This is a genomic window from Bacillus sp. GS3m_15504 (assembly GCF_055825275.1).
This window is the reverse complement of sequence record NZ_JBVVNL010000010.1, coordinates 1-15,857: the sequence shown is the minus strand read 5'-3', so window position 1 is coordinate 15,857 and position 15,857 is coordinate 1. Positions and strand designations below refer to the sequence as shown.

At 38.3% G+C, this 15,857-nt stretch carries 23 protein-coding genes; 21 read left to right on the top strand and 2 right to left on the bottom strand.

The window, feature by feature from the left end; translation table 11 throughout:
• Window positions 1-20 precede the first annotated feature (20 nt).
• From rplO to AC0L0O_RS28925, 19 genes are all read left to right on the top strand, one after another.
• Entirely contained in the window at window positions 21-461 is a 441-nt protein-coding gene (rplO, locus tag AC0L0O_RS29015; RefSeq protein ID WP_000766080.1) for a 50S ribosomal protein L15, read from the top strand.
• Window positions 461-1,762 carry a preprotein translocase subunit SecY gene (secY, locus tag AC0L0O_RS29010; protein ID WP_000490114.1) on the top strand — a complete coding sequence of 434 codons (1,302 nt, stop codon included), beginning with the start codon at window positions 461-463 and terminating at the stop codon, window positions 1,760-1,762. The genes rplO and secY overlap by 1 nt, the downstream gene beginning before the upstream one ends.
• Before the next feature lie 56 nt (window positions 1,763-1,818).
• Window positions 1,819-2,469, top strand: a complete 651-nt coding sequence (locus tag AC0L0O_RS29005) for an adenylate kinase (protein WP_001048992.1) — start codon at window positions 1,819-1,821, stop codon at window positions 2,467-2,469.
• A complete protein-coding gene (map, locus tag AC0L0O_RS29000; protein WP_000582539.1) occupies window positions 2,469-3,215 on the top strand; it encodes a type I methionyl aminopeptidase in 747 nt (248 codons plus the stop codon). Before AC0L0O_RS29005 ends, map begins: the two co-directional genes overlap by 1 nt.
• A gap of 68 nt (window positions 3,216-3,283) precedes the next feature.
• Window positions 3,284-3,502, top strand: a complete 219-nt coding sequence (infA, locus tag AC0L0O_RS28995) for a translation initiation factor IF-1 (RefSeq protein ID WP_001029884.1) — start codon at window positions 3,284-3,286, stop codon at window positions 3,500-3,502.
• A 35-nt stretch (window positions 3,503-3,537) separates the two neighbouring features.
• Window positions 3,538-3,651 carry a 50S ribosomal protein L36 gene (rpmJ, locus tag AC0L0O_RS28990; protein WP_000868344.1) on the top strand — a complete coding sequence of 38 codons (114 nt, stop codon included), beginning with the start codon at window positions 3,538-3,540 and terminating at the stop codon, window positions 3,649-3,651.
• A 21-nt stretch (window positions 3,652-3,672) separates the two neighbouring features.
• The gene (rpsM, locus tag AC0L0O_RS28985; protein WP_000090788.1) at window positions 3,673-4,038 is read left to right on the top strand and encodes a 30S ribosomal protein S13; all 366 of its coding nucleotides are present in this window, start codon (window positions 3,673-3,675) and stop codon (window positions 4,036-4,038) included.
• Between the two features lie 24 nt (window positions 4,039-4,062).
• A complete protein-coding gene (gene rpsK / locus AC0L0O_RS28980) occupies window positions 4,063-4,452 on the top strand; it encodes a 30S ribosomal protein S11 (RefSeq protein WP_000101799.1) in 390 nt (129 codons plus the stop codon).
• Between the two features lie 180 nt (window positions 4,453-4,632).
• Window positions 4,633-5,577, top strand: a complete 945-nt coding sequence (locus tag AC0L0O_RS28975; protein WP_000569643.1) for a DNA-directed RNA polymerase subunit alpha — start codon at window positions 4,633-4,635, stop codon at window positions 5,575-5,577.
• Between the two features lie 35 nt (window positions 5,578-5,612).
• A complete protein-coding gene (gene rplQ / locus AC0L0O_RS28970; RefSeq protein WP_000331490.1) occupies window positions 5,613-5,975 on the top strand; it encodes a 50S ribosomal protein L17 in 363 nt (120 codons plus the stop codon).
• A gap of 103 nt (window positions 5,976-6,078) precedes the next feature.
• Window positions 6,079-6,921 carry an energy-coupling factor ABC transporter ATP-binding protein gene (locus AC0L0O_RS28965; protein WP_000711776.1) on the top strand — a complete coding sequence of 281 codons (843 nt, stop codon included), beginning with the start codon at window positions 6,079-6,081 and terminating at the stop codon, window positions 6,919-6,921.
• The gene (locus AC0L0O_RS28960) at window positions 6,897-7,778 is read left to right on the top strand and encodes an energy-coupling factor ABC transporter ATP-binding protein (protein WP_000406513.1); all 882 of its coding nucleotides are present in this window, start codon (window positions 6,897-6,899) and stop codon (window positions 7,776-7,778) included. Before AC0L0O_RS28965 ends, AC0L0O_RS28960 begins: the two co-directional genes overlap by 25 nt.
• The gene (locus tag AC0L0O_RS28955; protein ID WP_001186532.1) at window positions 7,766-8,560 is read left to right on the top strand and encodes an energy-coupling factor transporter transmembrane component T family protein; all 795 of its coding nucleotides are present in this window, start codon (window positions 7,766-7,768) and stop codon (window positions 8,558-8,560) included. The genes AC0L0O_RS28960 and AC0L0O_RS28955 overlap by 13 nt, the downstream gene beginning before the upstream one ends.
• Window positions 8,561-8,574: 14 nt before the next feature.
• The gene (truA, locus tag AC0L0O_RS28950) at window positions 8,575-9,318 is read left to right on the top strand and encodes a tRNA pseudouridine(38-40) synthase TruA (protein WP_001995175.1); all 744 of its coding nucleotides are present in this window, start codon (window positions 8,575-8,577) and stop codon (window positions 9,316-9,318) included.
• A 152-nt stretch (window positions 9,319-9,470) separates the two neighbouring features.
• A complete protein-coding gene (gene rplM / locus AC0L0O_RS28945) occupies window positions 9,471-9,908 on the top strand; it encodes a 50S ribosomal protein L13 (RefSeq protein WP_001260793.1) in 438 nt (145 codons plus the stop codon).
• 21 nt (window positions 9,909-9,929) lie between these two features.
• Window positions 9,930-10,322 (top strand): 30S ribosomal protein S9, encoded by a 393-nt coding sequence (gene rpsI, locus AC0L0O_RS28940; RefSeq protein WP_000079986.1) that lies wholly within the window; start codon window positions 9,930-9,932, stop codon window positions 10,320-10,322.
• Window positions 10,323-10,484: 162 nt separating this feature from the next.
• Complete coding sequence (locus AC0L0O_RS28935) at window positions 10,485-10,913, top strand: YbaK family protein (RefSeq protein ID WP_001101006.1); 429 nt, start codon at window positions 10,485-10,487, stop codon at window positions 10,911-10,913.
• 66 nt (window positions 10,914-10,979) lie between these two features.
• Window positions 10,980-11,693: an N-acetylmuramoyl-L-alanine amidase CwlD gene (cwlD, locus tag AC0L0O_RS28930; RefSeq protein WP_000822436.1), complete on the top strand. Its 714-nt coding sequence runs from the start codon at window positions 10,980-10,982 to the stop codon at window positions 11,691-11,693.
• Between the two features lie 144 nt (window positions 11,694-11,837).
• A complete protein-coding gene (locus AC0L0O_RS28925; protein WP_000245068.1) occupies window positions 11,838-12,902 on the top strand; it encodes an Mrp/NBP35 family ATP-binding protein in 1,065 nt (354 codons plus the stop codon).
• A 56-nt stretch (window positions 12,903-12,958) separates the two neighbouring features.
• On the opposite strand, the gene gerD is transcribed toward AC0L0O_RS28925, so the two are convergent.
• On the bottom strand, window positions 12,959-13,576 hold the full coding sequence (gene gerD / locus AC0L0O_RS28920; protein WP_000827519.1) for a spore germination protein GerD: 618 nt from the start codon (window positions 13,574-13,576) through the stop codon (window positions 12,959-12,961).
• A gap of 139 nt (window positions 13,577-13,715) precedes the next feature.
• Between gerD and kbaA the strand changes: the two genes are divergently transcribed.
• Window positions 13,716-14,327, top strand: coding sequence for a KinB signaling pathway activation protein KbaA (gene kbaA / locus AC0L0O_RS28915; protein WP_001088508.1), 612 nt, complete (start codon window positions 13,716-13,718; stop codon window positions 14,325-14,327).
• 104 nt (window positions 14,328-14,431) lie between these two features.
• On the opposite strand, the gene pdaB is transcribed toward kbaA, so the two are convergent.
• Window positions 14,432-15,196 carry a polysaccharide deacetylase family sporulation protein PdaB gene (pdaB, locus tag AC0L0O_RS28910; protein ID WP_000464710.1) on the bottom strand — a complete coding sequence of 255 codons (765 nt, stop codon included), beginning with the start codon at window positions 15,194-15,196 and terminating at the stop codon, window positions 14,432-14,434.
• Between the two features lie 170 nt (window positions 15,197-15,366).
• Between pdaB and AC0L0O_RS28905 the strand changes: the two genes are divergently transcribed.
• Window positions 15,367-15,585 (top strand): hypothetical protein, encoded by a 219-nt coding sequence (locus AC0L0O_RS28905; protein WP_000900295.1) that lies wholly within the window; start codon window positions 15,367-15,369, stop codon window positions 15,583-15,585.
• The last annotated feature ends 272 nt before the right edge of the window (window positions 15,586-15,857 follow it).

The window sequence follows — 15,857 nt, the reverse complement described above, 5'->3', positions numbered from 1 at the left end:
ATATAAGGAGGTGCCTGGGAATGAAACTTCATGAATTAAAACCTGCAGAAGGTTCTCGTAAAGTACGTAACCGTGTCGGTCGTGGTATCGGTTCTGGTAACGGTAAAACTGCTGGTAAAGGTCATAAAGGACAAAACGCACGTTCTGGCGGCGGTGTTCGTCTTGGCTTCGAAGGTGGTCAAACTCCATTATTCCGTCGTTTACCAAAACGCGGCTTCACAAACATTAACCGTAAAGAGTTTGCTATTGTAAACTTATCAACGTTAAATCGTTTTGAAGATGGTACAGAAGTAACACCTGAATTATTGCTGGAAACTGGCGTTATCAGCAAATTAAACGACGGTGTTAAAATTCTTGCAAGCGGCGCAGTAGAGAAAAAACTAACTGTTAAAGCGCACAAGTTCTCTTCAAGTGCTAAAGAAGCAATTGAAGCAGCTGGCGGATCAGTTGAGGTGATCTAATGTTTCGTACAATCTCCAACTTTATGCGCGTTGCTGAGATAAGACGTAAAATATTATTCACTTTAGCGATGTTAATCGTATTCAGGATTGGCACGTTTATCCCCGTGCCATTTACAAATGGAGACGTACTGAAGGCACAAGATCAATTAAATGCTTTAGGTATTCTAAATACATTTGGCGGTGGAGCCTTGAAAAACTTCTCCATCTTTGCGATGGGAATCATGCCGTATATTACAGCATCCATCATCGTGCAATTATTGCAGATGGATGTTGTTCCTAAATTTTCGGAATGGGCGAAGCAAGGTGAAATGGGCCGTCGTAAATTAACGCAATTCACGCGTTATTTTACAATTGTTCTTGCGTTTATTCAGGGGTTTGGTATGTCAATCGGTTTTAACGGTATGGTAGGTGGACAATTAATTTTGAATCCTGGTTGGAGCACTTATTTATACATTGCTACGGTACTGACTGCTGGTACTGCATTTTTAATGTGGTTAGGTGAACAGATTACAGCTAAAGGTGTAGGTAATGGTATTTCCATTCTTATCTTTGGTGGTATTGCCGCAGCGATCCCAAGTGTTATATCTCAAGTGTATCAGCAACAGTTTCAAAATATCGGAGATCAATTGTTCATGAGTATCGTTAAAGTTGCATTGATCTTACTAGCTGTGCTAGCAGTTATTGTGGGTGTTATTTTCATTCAACAGGCTGTTAGAAAGATCCCAATTCAATATGCGAAGCGTGTAACAGGAGGAAATGGTGGTTATGCTGGAGCACAAAACACACATTTACCGCTTAAGGTAAATAGTGCTGGTGTTATTCCAGTAATTTTTGCTGTTTCATTCTTAATTACGCCTCCGACTATTGCACAGTTCTTCCCGAAACATGATGTATCGCAGTGGATTATTGCAAACTTTAACTATTCTCACCCAGTGGGAATGATCATATATGTTGCGCTCATTGTAGCCTTCACATATTTCTATGCATTTGTTCAGGTTAATCCAGAGCAAATGTCAGAGAATCTAAACAAACAAGGTGGATATGTTCCAGGTATTCGTCCGGGTAAGAATACGGAACAATATCTAACAAAAATCTTGTATCGTTTGACCTTTGTAGGATCAATTTTCCTAGCAGCGATTGCAATCTTACCAGTTATCTTTACGAAGCTGGGAAATCTTCCTCCATCTGCACAGATCGGTGGAACGAGTATGTTAATCGTTGTCGGCGTTGCTTTAGAAACAATGAAGCAGCTAGAAAGCCAACTGGTAAAACGCCATTACAAAGGGTTTATCAAGCAGTGAGTAAGTGGGAAGTATTGTCTTCCCTACATGCTCATGTACTCTGAGGGGGAACAAGGATGAACTTAATTTTAATGGGGCTTCCTGGTGCTGGTAAAGGTACACAAGCCGAACAGATTGTTGCCAAGTATAACATCCCTCACATCTCAACAGGAGATATGTTCCGTGCAGCTATGAAGGCTGAAACTGAAATGGGTTTACAAGCAAAATCTTTTATTGATAAAGGTGCACTTGTTCCAGATGAAGTTACAATCGGAATCGTTCGTGAACGTTTAAGCCAAGAAGACTGTGTAAGAGGCTTCTTATTAGATGGTTTCCCACGAACTGTTGCACAAGCATCAGCTCTTGAAGAGATTATGAAAGATCTTGGCAAAAAAATCGACTATGTTTTAAACATTAATGTGGATTCAGGGTTGTTATTAAAACGCCTTACAGGCCGTCGCATTTGTAAAGAGTGCGGTGCGACTTACCACTTAGAATTCAATGCGCCAGCAAAAGCTGACGTGTGCGATAAATGTGGTGGCGAATTATATCAACGCTCTGATGACAATGAAGAAACTGTAGCAAATCGCTTAGATGTAAATATTAAGCAAACTAAACCTTTGCTTGATTTCTACGAGGAGCTTGGTTACCTACAAAGCATTAATGGTGAGCAAGATATCAATAAAGTATTTGCTGATATCGATGTTCTCATCGGAGGCTTAGCGTAATGATAATCTGCAAAACTCCTCGCGAGATAGAAATCATGCGAGAAGCTGGCAGGATCGTTGCTTTAACTCATCAAGAGTTAAAACAACACATTACTCCAGGAATTACAACGAAAGAGCTCGATCAAATAGCGGAAAAGACGATTCAAAAATATGGTGCTACGCCATCTTTTAAAGGATACAACGGATTTCCGGGGAGCATATGTGCTTCTGTAAATGAAGAGCTTGTACACGGAATTCCAGGGAAGCGCAAGCTCAAAGAGGGCGATATCATCAGTATCGATATTGGTGCGAAATACAATGGGTACCATGGAGATTCTGCATGGACGTATCCAGTTGGAAACATTTCTGAATCTGTTCAAAAGCTACTTGATGTCACAGAAAAATCGTTGTATCTTGGTCTAGAACAAGTAAAACCAGGCGAGAGATTATCAAATATCTCACATGCGGTTCAAACCCATGCTGAAGAGAATGGATTCTCGATCGTTAGGGAGTATGTTGGTCACGGAATCGGGCAAGACTTACATGAGGACCCTCAAATCCCGCACTATGGTCCACCAAATAGAGGCCCTAGATTAAAGCCGGGAATGGTCATCTGTGTTGAGCCGATGGTGAATCAAGGAAGACGATATGTAAAAACACTATCTGATGACTGGACAGTGGTAACGGTAGATGGTAAATGGTGTGCCCATTTTGAGCACACGATTGCTCTTACAGAAGCAGGATACGAAATCCTTACCACTTTATAAGTAGCTGGCTCTCCGGGATTTCAGAGCAGTGTAAAATGTTACTGATTTGATGAAGGGAGAACTATTGAATGGCTAAAGATGATGTAATTGAAGTCGAAGGTACCGTTCTTGAAACGTTGCCAAATGCTATGTTCAAAGTAGAATTAGAGAATGGGCATGTCGTATTGGCTCACGTTTCTGGTAAAATCCGTATGAACTTCATTCGTATTTTACCAGGAGACAAAGTTACGGTAGAATTATCTCCGTACGATTTAAATCGTGGTCGTATTACGTACCGTTTTAAATAATATAGCACTCCGTAATCTTTAAGGAGGTTCGAGACATGAAAGTAAGACCGTCAGTTAAACCAATCTGCGAAAAATGTAAAGTTATTCGTAGACGTGGAAAAGTAATGGTTATTTGTGAAAACCCTAAACATAAACAAAAACAAGGTTAATCAGAAGGAGGTGCATTCGTAATGGCACGTATCGCAGGTGTAGATATTCCTCGAGACAAACGCGTTGTTATTTCTTTAACTTACGTATTCGGCATTGGTCGCACAACTGCTGAAAAAATTCTTGCTGAAGCAGGTATTTCTGAAGAAACACGAGTTCGTGATTTAACGGAAGACGAATTAGGACGTATCCGTGATATCATCGATCGTATTAAAGTTGAGGGAGACCTTCGTCGTGAAGTATCTCTTAACATCAAACGTCTAATGGAGATCGGTTCTTACCGTGGTCTTCGTCACCGTCGTGGTTTACCAGTTCGTGGTCAAAACTCTAAAAACAATGCTCGTACACGTAAAGGTCCACGTCGTACAGTAGCAAATAAAAAGAAATAATAAGTAAAGGAGGTTGAACTAACAATGGCACGTAAAACAAACACTCGTAAAAAACGTGTGAAAAAGAATATTGAAGCTGGTGTAGCTCATATTCGTTCTACTTTCAACAACACAATCGTAACACTTACAGATACTCACGGTAACGCACTTTCTTGGTCTAGTGCTGGTGCACTTGGTTTCCGTGGATCTCGTAAATCTACTCCATTCGCTGCACAAATGGCTGCTGAAACTGCTGCTAAAGCTGCAATGGAACACGGTTTAAAAACTTTAGAGGTTACTGTTAAAGGTCCTGGTGCTGGTCGTGAAGCTGCAATTCGTGCTCTTCAAGCTGCAGGTCTAGAAGTAACAGCAATTAGAGATGTTACTCCAGTTCCTCATAATGGATGTCGTCCACCAAAACGTCGTCGTGTGTAATTTTTCTGTATAGAATTTTCCCTTTTGTCTATAATGGATATGATGCATTATCGAGAAATTTCGTACAGAAACATCGCTTGTTGTGCACAATCGGGAACTGCCTAAGGGGGACTTTCGGTTAGACAGAGGTTATACCTTTGTTTAACCGGGGTTTCGACGTTTTGAAGGAGGGTTTAGTTAATGATTGAAATCGAAAAGCCGAAAATCGAAACGGTTGAACTTAACGAAGATGCTAAATATGGTAAATTCGTAATTGAACCGCTTGAGCGTGGATATGGTACTACGTTGGGTAACTCCTTACGTCGTATTCTTTTATCTTCACTCCCTGGTGCCGCTGTTACTGCTATCCAAATCGATGGCGTATTACATGAATTTTCAACAGTTGAGGGCGTAGTAGAAGACGTTACAACGATCATCTTAAACTTGAAAAAGTTAGCTCTTAAAATCTACTCTGAAGAAGAGAAGACGTTGGAAATTGATGTGCAGGGCGAAGGTATTGTCACAGCTGCTGATATTACTCACGATAGTGATGTAGAAATCTTAAATCCAGATTTACACATTGCAACGTTAGCAAAAGATGCGCATTTCCGCGTGCGTTTAACTGCAAAGCGTGGCCGTGGGTATACGCCAGCTGATGCAAATAAAAGCGAAGATCAACCAATAGGAGTAATTCCTATTGATTCTATTTATACTCCAGTATCACGTGTGACTTACCAAGTGGAAAAGACACGTGTCGGACAAGTGGCTAATTATGATAAGCTTACGCTTGATGTATGGACGGATGGAAGCATCGGGCCAAAAGAAGCTATCTCTTTAGGTGCCAAAATCTTAACTGAGCATTTAAATATCTTTGTTGGTTTAACTGATGAAGCACAAAATGCTGAGATTATGGTCGAGAAGGAAGAAGATCAAAAAGAGAAAGTTCTTGAGATGACTATCGAAGAACTAGACCTTTCTGTTCGTTCTTATAATTGCCTAAAACGTGCAGGAATTAATACTGTACAAGAGCTTGCGAACAAAACAGAAGAAGATATGATGAAAGTTCGTAACTTAGGACGTAAATCCTTAGAAGAAGTTAAACATAAACTTGAGGAATTAGGTTTAGGTTTACGTAAAGACGACTGAGGATTTAAACCCATCAACAAAGGAGGGAACTACGAATGGCATACAGAAAATTAGGCCGTACAAGTGCGCAACGTAAAGCTATGTTACGTGACTTAGCTACTGATTTAATTATCAACGAGCGCATCCAAACGACAGAAACTCGTGCAAAAGAACTTCGTTCTGTAGTGGAAAAAATGATCACTTTAGGTAAACGCGGAGATCTTCATGCTCGTCGTCAAGCAGCAGCTTTCATTCGCAATGAAGTAGCTAACGCTGAGACTGGTCAAGATGCACTTCAAAAACTATTCGCTGATGTAGCTCCACGCTATGCTGAGCGCCAAGGCGGATACACTCGTATTGCAAAAATTGGTCCACGTCGCGGAGACGCAGCACCAATGGTAATTATCGAGTTAGTATAATGATAATTAAAAGGGCAGGACAGTTCTTTTCAAGAAACTGGTCATGGCCCTTTTTTTTAAATATAAAAATAGGCTTACTTGGCGAAGGAAAGGGTGCCTTGTATTGAAAAAAGAGAAACTTCGGACAGAAAATATATCATTTCAATATCCTGGTGCAGCCACTTATGCATTAAAAGATGTTTCATTCTCCTTATTTGAAGGAGAATGGGTATCTGTTATTGGACAAAACGGTTCAGGGAAGTCTACACTTGCAAAATTATTGAATGGTTTGTTTTTGCCGGAAGCAGGGACAATTACAGTAAATGATACAATGATTTTGTCAGAGGAAACGGTATGGGATGTTCGAAAACAAATTGGGATGGTATTTCAAAATCCAGATAATCAATTTGTTGGAACGACAGTGCAAGATGACGTTGTCTTTGGGTTAGAGAATATTGGAATGCCAAGAGAACAAATGGTAGAAAGATTAAATCAGGCTTTACGACTAGTCCGTATGGAAGATTTTCTTAATGATGAGCCTCATTCGTTATCTGGTGGACAAAAGCAGCGAGTAGCAATAGCAGGCGTTTTAGCACTTCAGCCATCTATTTTGATATTAGATGAAGCAACGTCAATGCTAGACCCTCAAGGGAGACGTGAAGTAGTAGAAACGGTTAGACAACTTGTTAATGAAAAAGGTATTACTGTGTTATCAATTACGCACGATTTAGAAGAAGCGGCACAATCAGACCGTGTCATTATTTTAAATAAGGGAGAGATATTAGAGGAAGGGACTCCAGAACAAATTTTCAAGTCCTCTCATATGCTCCAAGAAATTGGATTAGATGTACCATTTTCAGTGAAAATAGCAGAATTATTAAAAAGAAATGAAATTCTCTTGCAAAATACGCATCTTACAATGGAAAGCTTGGTGAACGAACTTTGGAGATTACATTCCAAAAAGTAGAACATCGTTATCAATATAAAACTCCATTTGAAAGACGCGCACTTTATGATGTAGACGTGTCGTTTCCAAGTGGGGGCTATTATGCCATTATCGGTCATACTGGTTCAGGTAAGTCGACGATGATTCAACATTTAAATGGTTTATTGCAGCCGACAAATGGCACAGTTCAAATTGGTGAACATTTCATTTCGGCAGGAAAGAAAGAAAAAAAGCTAAAGCCACTACGTAAAAAGGTAGGGGTTGTCTTTCAATTCCCAGAACATCAGTTATTTGAAGAGACTGTGGAGAAAGATATTTGTTTCGGCCCTACTAATTTTGGGGTATCGGAAGAAGCAGCGAAGCAAAAGGCAAGAGAAGCAATTGAACTTGTAGGGTTAGAACCAGAACTGTTAGCGCGTTCACCATTTGAGTTAAGTGGTGGGCAAATGAGGCGTGTTGCGATAGCAGGCGTATTAGCGATGGAACCCGAAGTGCTTGTATTAGATGAACCTACAGCAGGACTAGATCCAAAAGGGCAAAATGAACTTATGGAGATGTTTTATAAGCTACATAAGGAGAAAGGCCTTACAGTTATCCTTGTAACGCATAATATGGAGGATGCTGCTAAATATGCCGAGCAGATTGTAGTCATGCATAAAGGAACGGTCTTTTTGCAAGGAAGTGCAGAGGAAGTATTTTCACATGCTGATGAACTAGAGAAAATTGGCGTGGATCTTCCTATGTCTTTAAAGTATAAACGTGCAATTGAAGAGAAGTTTGGCATTTCAATCCCAAAGGCTACCTTATCTTTAGAGGATCTTACTCATGAAGTTGTGCAGGTGTTACGAAAAGGTGGTCATGAATCATGCAGCAGTTGATTATTGGAAGGTATATTCCAGGGAATTCTCTTATTCATCAACTTGATCCACGCACGAAGCTGCTGATTGTCTTTTTATATGTATTTGTTGTTTTCTTAGCAAATAATGCGATTTCATATGGATTTTTATTTTTATATGCACTCATTGCTTTATTTTTTGCAAAAGTGCCGATTCGTTATGTACTTTCGGGCTTAAAACCAATTCTATGGATTTTTCTTTTTACATTTTTCCTGCATATTTTCACAAATAAAGAAGGGGAAGTATTATTCCAGCTTGGTTGGTTTTCGATACATGAAAAAGGATTAGAGCAAGGGATATACATTTCTATACGATTCTTCGTTATTATTTTAATGACGACATTATTAACGTTAACGACGACACCCATTGAGATTACAGATGGTTTGGAGACGTTATTAAAGCCGTTGAAGCGTATAAAAGTTCCTGTTCATGAAATCGCATTAATGATGTCAATTTCTCTTCGTTTTATTCCGACATTAATGGATGAGACGAGTAAAATAATGAAGGCACAATCGTCACGTGGTATTGATTTCGCAGGGGGACCGATAAAAGATAGAATGAAAGCTATCATTTCACTACTCGTTCCTCTATTTATCAGTGCTTTTAAGCGTGCAGAGGACTTAGCAATCGCTATGGAAGCTCGTGGATATCAAAGTGGCGAAGGGCGTACTAAATTTAGGCAACTACGCTGGAAAACAAGCGATACAGTAACGATTATAAGCTTACTTTGTTTAGCTTGTATTTTGGCATGGGTGCGATCGTAATGGAGAATAGAGAAATGGATAGAATAAAATGTACGGTTGCATATGATGGCATGCATTTTTGTGGTTATCAAATTCAACCGCAGCATCGTACTGTTCAACAAGAGATAGAGAAGGCTTTACAGAAATTGCATAAAGGAGAACTTGTTCGTGTTCAGGCATCAGGCAGAACGGATTCTACCGTTCACGCTAAAGGACAAGTGATACACTTTGATACACCGTTGTCTCTTGAAGAGTGGCAATGGAGTAATGCATTAAACACAATGCTACCAGATGATATTGTTATCACACAGGTAGAGAAAAAAACAGAAGAATTTCATGCTCGATACGGTGTTGAGAGAAAAGAATATCGTTATCGTGTACTAGTATCAAAGACTGCGGATGTATTCCGTAGAAATTATGTATATCAATATCCATATCCACTCGAAGTAAACTCTATAAGAAAAGCGATCCCTTATTTTATTGGAACGCATGATTTCACTTCTTTTTGTTCGGCAAAAACTGACAAAAAAGATAAAGTGAGAACAATTTATGAAATCGAGCTAATTGAGCAAGACGATGAATTAATTTTTCGTTTTGTAGGTAATGGATTTTTATATAATATGGTCAGGATTATTGTTGGTACGTTACTTAACGTAGGCCAAGGAAAGCTTGATCCGGATAGCATTCCAGAGATTTTAGCGAAACAAAATCGTCAGTTTGCTGGAAAGATGGCTCCTGGTCATGGGCTTTATTTATGGCAGGTAAACTATAACAACTAATCCTGGTGTAACATTTGCTTGACATTAGAAACTCAAAAGTATATCATAACATATGGTATTGTTTCTAAAACCACGATTAGCCCCGGAAGGAAATCGTGTTTAAGATAAACAATAGATTTTTTCTATGGAAAAGATAACGAGGAGGGAAACACATGCGTACGACTTTTATGGCAAAAGCTAACGAAGTTGAGCGTAAATGGTATGTGGTTGATGCTGAAGGTCAAACTTTAGGTCGCCTTGCTAGTGAAGTAGCATCCATTTTACGTGGTAAAAACAAACCTACATTTACACCACACGTTGACACGGGTGATCATGTAATTATTATTAACGCTGAGAAAATTCATTTAACAGGTAATAAATTAAACGATAAAATTTACTACCGTCACACTAACCACCCAGGTGGACTTAAACAAAGAACAGCTCTTGAAATGCGTACAAACTACCCTGTACAAATGTTAGAGCTTGCAATTAAAGGCATGCTTCCAAAAGGACGCTTAGGCCGTCAAGTTTCTAAGAAACTAAACGTGTATGCTGGAGCAGAGCATCCACACCAAGCACAAAAACCAGAAGTTTACGAACTTCGCGGATAATCAATTAAAGGAGGGCTTACTTTGGCACAGGTTCAATACTATGGCACTGGACGTCGTAAGAGTTCAGTAGCGCGCGTACGCCTAGTTCCAGGCGAAGGACGCGTTATCATTAACGGTCGTGATTTTGAAAACTATATCCCATTTGCTGCATTACGTGAAGTAGTGAAACAACCTCTAGTTGCAACAGAAACTTTAGGTAACTACGATGTACTTGTAAACGTAAATGGTGGTGGATACACTGGTCAAGCTGGTGCTATTCGTCACGGTATTTCTCGCGCTTTATTAAAAGCTGATCCAGAATACCGTCTAACACTAAAACGTGCAGGTCTATTAACTCGTGACGCACGTATGAAAGAGCGTAAAAAATACGGTCTTAAAGGCGCACGTCGTGCACCTCAGTTCTCAAAACGTTAATTTTTGCGAACTACAAACCCCAACCATTTTGGTTGGGGTTTTTTTATGTTTCATTCCTCTTTTGTAATTTTTGTAGTTTGGAATATTTTAGTGCTATCCTCTCGCGTATGCTTCTTCTTTAGAAGTTTAGACTAATACGTATTAGGGAGGTTTATAAGTACTATGAATGTCATTGTCAGCTTACAAGAAAAACAAAAAGAAAAGCAGTTGAAATATGAGCGGAAGATGCTGCGGGAATTATCATTAAAAACATTACGTTCAAATATTAGAGATGCCTTTCAGATGCAAGAACTTCATCGCCAGTATGAAGATTACTGCATTGAATTAGGGATAGAATCGTATTTATTAGGAGCAAGATATAGTAAATTTGGTTATTATGGCGAATCGTTCTTTGATGTGAAATATAGGGCTCTAGAAGAAGAGCAACAATTAACGGAAACGCTATTTCAATTTTTAACGAGCATGACTATGCGGGAAATTAAGTTACAAGATGAGGAATTGCTTTTTGAATCTTGTCAGCAGTTTATTGGTTTATGGTGGCAGGAAGGATATGAAAAAGGTGAAAGAAGATATCGATTAAAGCTTCATTAAGACAAGCATAAACTTTCCTCTTGTCCCATATAAGTAATTAGAGGGACTAGCTGGAGGAGGAAAGGTATGAAGAGAATTCGAATTATCTCTTTTGCACTCGCTGCGGTTATTTTGTTTTTTTTAGTCAAACAAGAATTTCAAATTACAAAATCGTGGCGAGCTTGGAATTTACCCTTATCAGGGAAAGTAATTGTATTAGATGCTGGGCATGGTGGACCAGATGGAGGAGCAGTTGGTGGCAAGGATATTGTAGAAAAAGATATTACGCTTGAGATTACAAAGAAGGTACAAGATTATTTACAAGAACAAGGTGCGTTAGTTATTTTAACGCGTGAGGGAGATTATGATTTAGCCCAGAAAGATACAAAGTCATATAGTAGACGTAAAGCAGAAGATTTAAAAAAGCGTGTAGAGATTATTAATAAACCTGATGTAGACTTCTTTGCGAGCATTCATTTAAATGCTTTGACTAGTAGTGGATCGAAGGGGGCACAAACGTTCTATTACCGTTCTTCAATTGAAAATGAACGTGCTGCGAAATTTATACAAGCTGAGTTGAGAACAAGTTTAGAGAATACAAATCGTTCTGCTAAAACAATTTCTCATGTGTATTTATTAAAGTATGCGAAAACACCAGGCGCTTTAATTGAAGCTGGCTTTTTATCGAATGTAAATGAAAGGTATATGTTAAATTCGGAGAAATATCAGCAAAAGGTAGCGGCTGCAGTATATCGTGGTATATTACGTTATTTCACGGAAAAAGGAAATCCTCCAGAATAAGGGGGATTTTTTTGAGTTTCTCTCGTTAACGAAGTTTTCCGAAAATATGTTATACTGGAAATGTAAACGCATTTATTTCAAAAGTGAAGAGAGATATATTTAATTAACATTATGTTATTTTTCATACAGGGGGCTGGGCTAATTATGGTAATGAAAGAGCAAGTAGTGGAAGCGTTAGAAGGGATTGTAGATCCGTTTTTACATAAAACGTTAAAAGAAACAGGGGCAATTAAAGAGGTAACAGTCAAGCCTGAGAAGAAACATGTAAGTGTTAAAATTGCAATCGTAAAAACCGGTACAGCGGAACAGATGCAATTGCAATCTGGAATTGTAAAGTTAGTAAAAGAATTAGGAGCAGCAACAGTAGGGCTTCGCTTTGCAGAATTTACAGAAGAGGAATTAGCTCAGTTTGCACCGGAACAAGAAGAGCAAACTGAATCTTTATTGTCACCAAATTCGAAAACGACATTTTTAGCAGTGGCGAGTGGAAAAGGTGGAGTAGGAAAATCAACAGTTTCTGTTAACCTTGCTATTGCTCTAGCACGTCTAGGGAAAAAAGTTGGTATCATTGATGCAGATATTTATGGTTTTAGCGTACCTGATATGATGGGGATAGAGAAACGACCTGTAGTAAGAGGAGATAAAATTATTCCAGTGGAGCGTCTAGGTGTAAAGGTAATCTCAATGGGGTTCTTTGTAGAAGATAATGCACCGGTTATTTGGAGAGGGCCTATGCTTGGGAAAATGTTAAATCACTTCTTTACGGAAGTAGAGTGGGGCGATTTAGATTATTTAGTTTTAGATTTACCACCAGGTACAGGTGATGTTGCGCTAGACTTACATTCGATGTTGCCGGCTTGTAAAGAGATTATTGTCACAACACCGCATCCCACAGCGGCATTTGTAGCAGCACGTGCTGGAGCAATGGCTTTACGTACAGAACATAGTATTCTTGGTGTTGTTGAAAATATGGCTTATTTCGAAAGTAAAACAACTGGTGAAAAAGAATATGTGTTTGGAAGAGGTGGAGGAGATAAGTTAGCTACAGAACTTCAAACAGAAGTACTTGGCCGAATCCCGCTTCAACAACCTGATTGGAATAAAGAAGATTTTGCGCCGTCAGTATATGAAGATACGCATACGACAGGTCTTATTTATCGCACGATAGCTGAAACAGTAATTGATAAAACAGCTTTTGCGCAAAAATAAAATAATAATGAGTGGACGATACATATATTGTCCACTCATTATTAGTGTTATTATTTTTACTGCTGTTCCTTTTTACCTTCTTGAGAACCACCTTCACCGCCTGCTTCCTTTTTATCGGAACCACTTTTTTCGGCTTTTTGGACACCTTTACTAATAATATCAATCATTTTAGCTTGGAAGAGTGGGCTTTCAGCAGTTTCTGTTAGTACTTGTTGTAAATATTGACGATATTCTTTGCTCTTCATCGTTTGTAACATCATTTTTTCTACTTCAGGGTTTTTCATAATTTCTATAACACCTGCTTGGTATTCAGGGTCTTTTAGTAATGTTTTCATTAAGGCTGTTTGTTCTTTTCCCATACTTTTAGCAAATTTCGATGAGAACTCAGGGTCTTTAAAGAGCTTTTCCCAGAATTGTTGCCCTTTGTCGGATACCATTGCATCTTCAATCGTTTTCTTTACTACTGTTTCATCTAGTATGAGTGCCTGTTTCATTTTTTCATCAGTTAACACATCTTGAATGGCTTTCTTACCTTGATCGGTTTTTAAAATATCAACAATCATTTTCTTCGTTTGATCATAATCAAGTTCGGACTTTGCTTCTTTTTCTTGTGCACATGCTACAAGTACAAGAAATAGAAAAGAAGAAGTCAAAACGAGCAGCATCCGTTTCATAAGTTGGAACTCCTTTCAGCACAGTTCTCTCTTTTTAATATAAATATCTTTAAGGAATTTATACATGAACATGGCTAGCTTTTTGAAATTGTCATTGATACAATTTAATTAGAAATATAAGGATAATGGGGGATGTGTTGTGAATAGCCGCAAGTGGGTACGACTATTTTTTACGACGTTGTTTCTTGGTGGGATTAGTACAGTCATTATTGGGTTTGTTTTAGAGTGGGACAAGTACGCGAAATTTTTTCAAAATTTCGACGGAAAGGAGATTTTGGCAGTTTCCTTCTGGTTGATGGGTGTAGGATTCATTTTTAGTGTAATAAGTCAAATGGGGTTCTTTGCTTATTTAACAATCCACCGTTTTGGACTAGGGATGTTCCGATCGTCTTCTTTATGGAATATAGTCCAGCTCTTCTTTATTGCATTCGTTTTATTTGATTTCGTGTATTTAAGATCGGTATTGATTGCAAATGGAGAAGTTTCATTAGGGAATAACATACTTGTTGCTGGTGTGTTATTTATGTTTGGGGCCATCGTTGCTTATATAAAAAGTAAAGAAACGAATAAAAAGGCATTTGTGCCAGCTTTGTTCTTTATGGTTGTTGTAACAATTCTGGAGTGGGTACCAGCGCTTCGGATTAATGATACAGATTGGTTATATTTAATGGTGATACCACTTTTATTATGTAATGCATATCAGTTACTTATATTACATCGTTTAATTGGAAAGACGAGTAAGTCGGCCTAATTAAGAGCGTTTTTACGCAGGATAGTTGTATGTATGAAAATATCGGGATGAAAAAAGCTCCATTACCTGAATGAAAGGTAATAGAGCTTTTTATGTGTAAAAAATTATTGAACATCTTTACTTTTCGTACTTGTGTTGGAAATAAGTTGTGATACGGATATTTGCTCATAGCCGTCACTCTTTAATTTCTGTAGAAGCAGTGGCAAAGCTTTATTTGTTTGAAGGGCAGAATCGGATGCATGTAATAAGACGATATCTCCACCTTTTAAATTATTAGAGACGGTGGAAACGATATTGTTTACGCCAGGGTTTTTCCAATCGTTTGAGTTATTACTCCAATGAACGACAGTGTATCCGAGTGATTCTGCTATTTTAAGTGTTGCTTTGTTAAAGTCTCCACTAGGTGGACGCAATAGCTTGATTTGTTTCACACCGAGTTTTGTAAAAACATCTTGTGCTCGCAGAAGATCTCTTCGTATTTCATTTGTCTCTAGAGAAGTGTAGGATGTGTAATTATAACCCATACTACCGATTTCATGTCCATCTTTTATGATGCGTTCAACAACATCAGGGTGTCTTTCTGCCCATGCAGCAGAAAGGAAGAAGGTTGCATTCTTAATATCTCTTTCTTTAAGTGTATCAAGGATTGGAATTGCTTTTTTGTCTCCCCAACTAATATCAAACGTGAATGCAACTTGTTTTTTAGAGGTGTCGCCTTTGTAAATAACTTTAGGCCCTGTAGCAGTTGAAAAAGCAGACTCGTGTGAATATGTTTTCAAAAAGAGTAGCCATGCGGTAAATAAGGAAAGTATCACTATTAAGCTAATGTGTTTAAAGTTTCTTTTACTCGTAATAAAAAAGAAAAACATAATATTACGCCCCTTTGTCCAATCCTTTTCAGTTACATATATGCTGTAAATATAAAAAAGAGAACAAGGGATTAATATCGTAAGTAGTGGATATAATGGATGGTAGGATTTTGTTAAATGAAAATCGGCATAATGTTTATTGCTCTGTAAGAAATGATTGAGGTGATGATTTGCTTGGGTTTATGTTAACGAAAGAAGAGAAAAAAGAAATGGAATACATATTGAAGAGAGAGTTAGAAGAACTTTTATTTGATTTTGAAGATGAACGTATTCATGACGTTGTAAAAAAGGCGATGGAAGAAAGATATAAAATCATTTTTTGTTTGTTTCGAAGAGTCGCTAATGCAGAGGACTGTATTCGTTACGTAAGAAAAAGAACTTTTTATTAAAAAGTGTTGACGTTCATGGTTATTATATGATAAATTAATAACCGTCGCTGATGCGGAAACGCAGAAAACGACAAAAAAGAAATTGAAAAACTTAGTTGACATTGAAAAACGAAGATGTTAACATAAGGAAGTCGCAAATGAGCGACCAAGTAGTTCTTTGAAAACTGAACGAAACAAACAACGTGAAACGTCAATTTTTATTTTAGATGCTAGACAAACTAACTTTATTGGAGAGTTTGATCCTGGCTCAGGATGAACGCTGGCGGCGTGCC

What these genes read in the sequence shown, in the direction of transcription:
- secY (WP_000490114.1), top strand. Translation starts at nt 461, where the DNA reads ATGTTTCGTACAATCTCCAACTTTATGCGCGTTGCTGAGATAAGACGT.
- rpsM (WP_000090788.1), top strand. Translation starts at nt 3,673, where the DNA reads ATGGCACGTATCGCAGGTGTAGATATTCCTCGAGACAAACGCGTTGTT.
- AC0L0O_RS28935 (WP_001101006.1), top strand. Translation starts at nt 10,485, where the DNA reads ATGAATGTCATTGTCAGCTTACAAGAAAAACAAAAAGAAAAGCAGTTG.
- cwlD (WP_000822436.1), top strand. Translation starts at nt 10,980, where the DNA reads ATGAAGAGAATTCGAATTATCTCTTTTGCACTCGCTGCGGTTATTTTG.
- gerD (WP_000827519.1), bottom strand. Translation starts at nt 13,576, where the DNA reads ATGAAACGGATGCTGCTCGTTTTGACTTCTTCTTTTCTATTTCTTGTA.
- rplO (WP_000766080.1), top strand. Translation starts at nt 21, where the DNA reads ATGAAACTTCATGAATTAAAACCTGCAGAAGGTTCTCGTAAAGTACGT.
- rpmJ (WP_000868344.1), top strand. Translation starts at nt 3,538, where the DNA reads ATGAAAGTAAGACCGTCAGTTAAACCAATCTGCGAAAAATGTAAAGTT.
- AC0L0O_RS28975 (WP_000569643.1), top strand. Translation starts at nt 4,633, where the DNA reads ATGATTGAAATCGAAAAGCCGAAAATCGAAACGGTTGAACTTAACGAA.
- rplQ (WP_000331490.1), top strand. Translation starts at nt 5,613, where the DNA reads ATGGCATACAGAAAATTAGGCCGTACAAGTGCGCAACGTAAAGCTATG.
- pdaB (WP_000464710.1), bottom strand. Translation starts at nt 15,196, where the DNA reads ATGTTTTTCTTTTTTATTACGAGTAAAAGAAACTTTAAACACATTAGC.
- rplM (WP_001260793.1), top strand. Translation starts at nt 9,471, where the DNA reads ATGCGTACGACTTTTATGGCAAAAGCTAACGAAGTTGAGCGTAAATGG.
- AC0L0O_RS28925 (WP_000245068.1), top strand. Translation starts at nt 11,838, where the DNA reads ATGGTAATGAAAGAGCAAGTAGTGGAAGCGTTAGAAGGGATTGTAGAT.
- truA (WP_001995175.1), top strand. Translation starts at nt 8,575, where the DNA reads ATGGATAGAATAAAATGTACGGTTGCATATGATGGCATGCATTTTTGT.
- AC0L0O_RS29005 (WP_001048992.1), top strand. Translation starts at nt 1,819, where the DNA reads ATGAACTTAATTTTAATGGGGCTTCCTGGTGCTGGTAAAGGTACACAA.
- infA (WP_001029884.1), top strand. Translation starts at nt 3,284, where the DNA reads ATGGCTAAAGATGATGTAATTGAAGTCGAAGGTACCGTTCTTGAAACG.
- rpsK (WP_000101799.1), top strand. Translation starts at nt 4,063, where the DNA reads ATGGCACGTAAAACAAACACTCGTAAAAAACGTGTGAAAAAGAATATT.
- AC0L0O_RS28955 (WP_001186532.1), top strand. Translation starts at nt 7,766, where the DNA reads ATGCAGCAGTTGATTATTGGAAGGTATATTCCAGGGAATTCTCTTATT.
- map (WP_000582539.1), top strand. Translation starts at nt 2,469, where the DNA reads ATGATAATCTGCAAAACTCCTCGCGAGATAGAAATCATGCGAGAAGCT.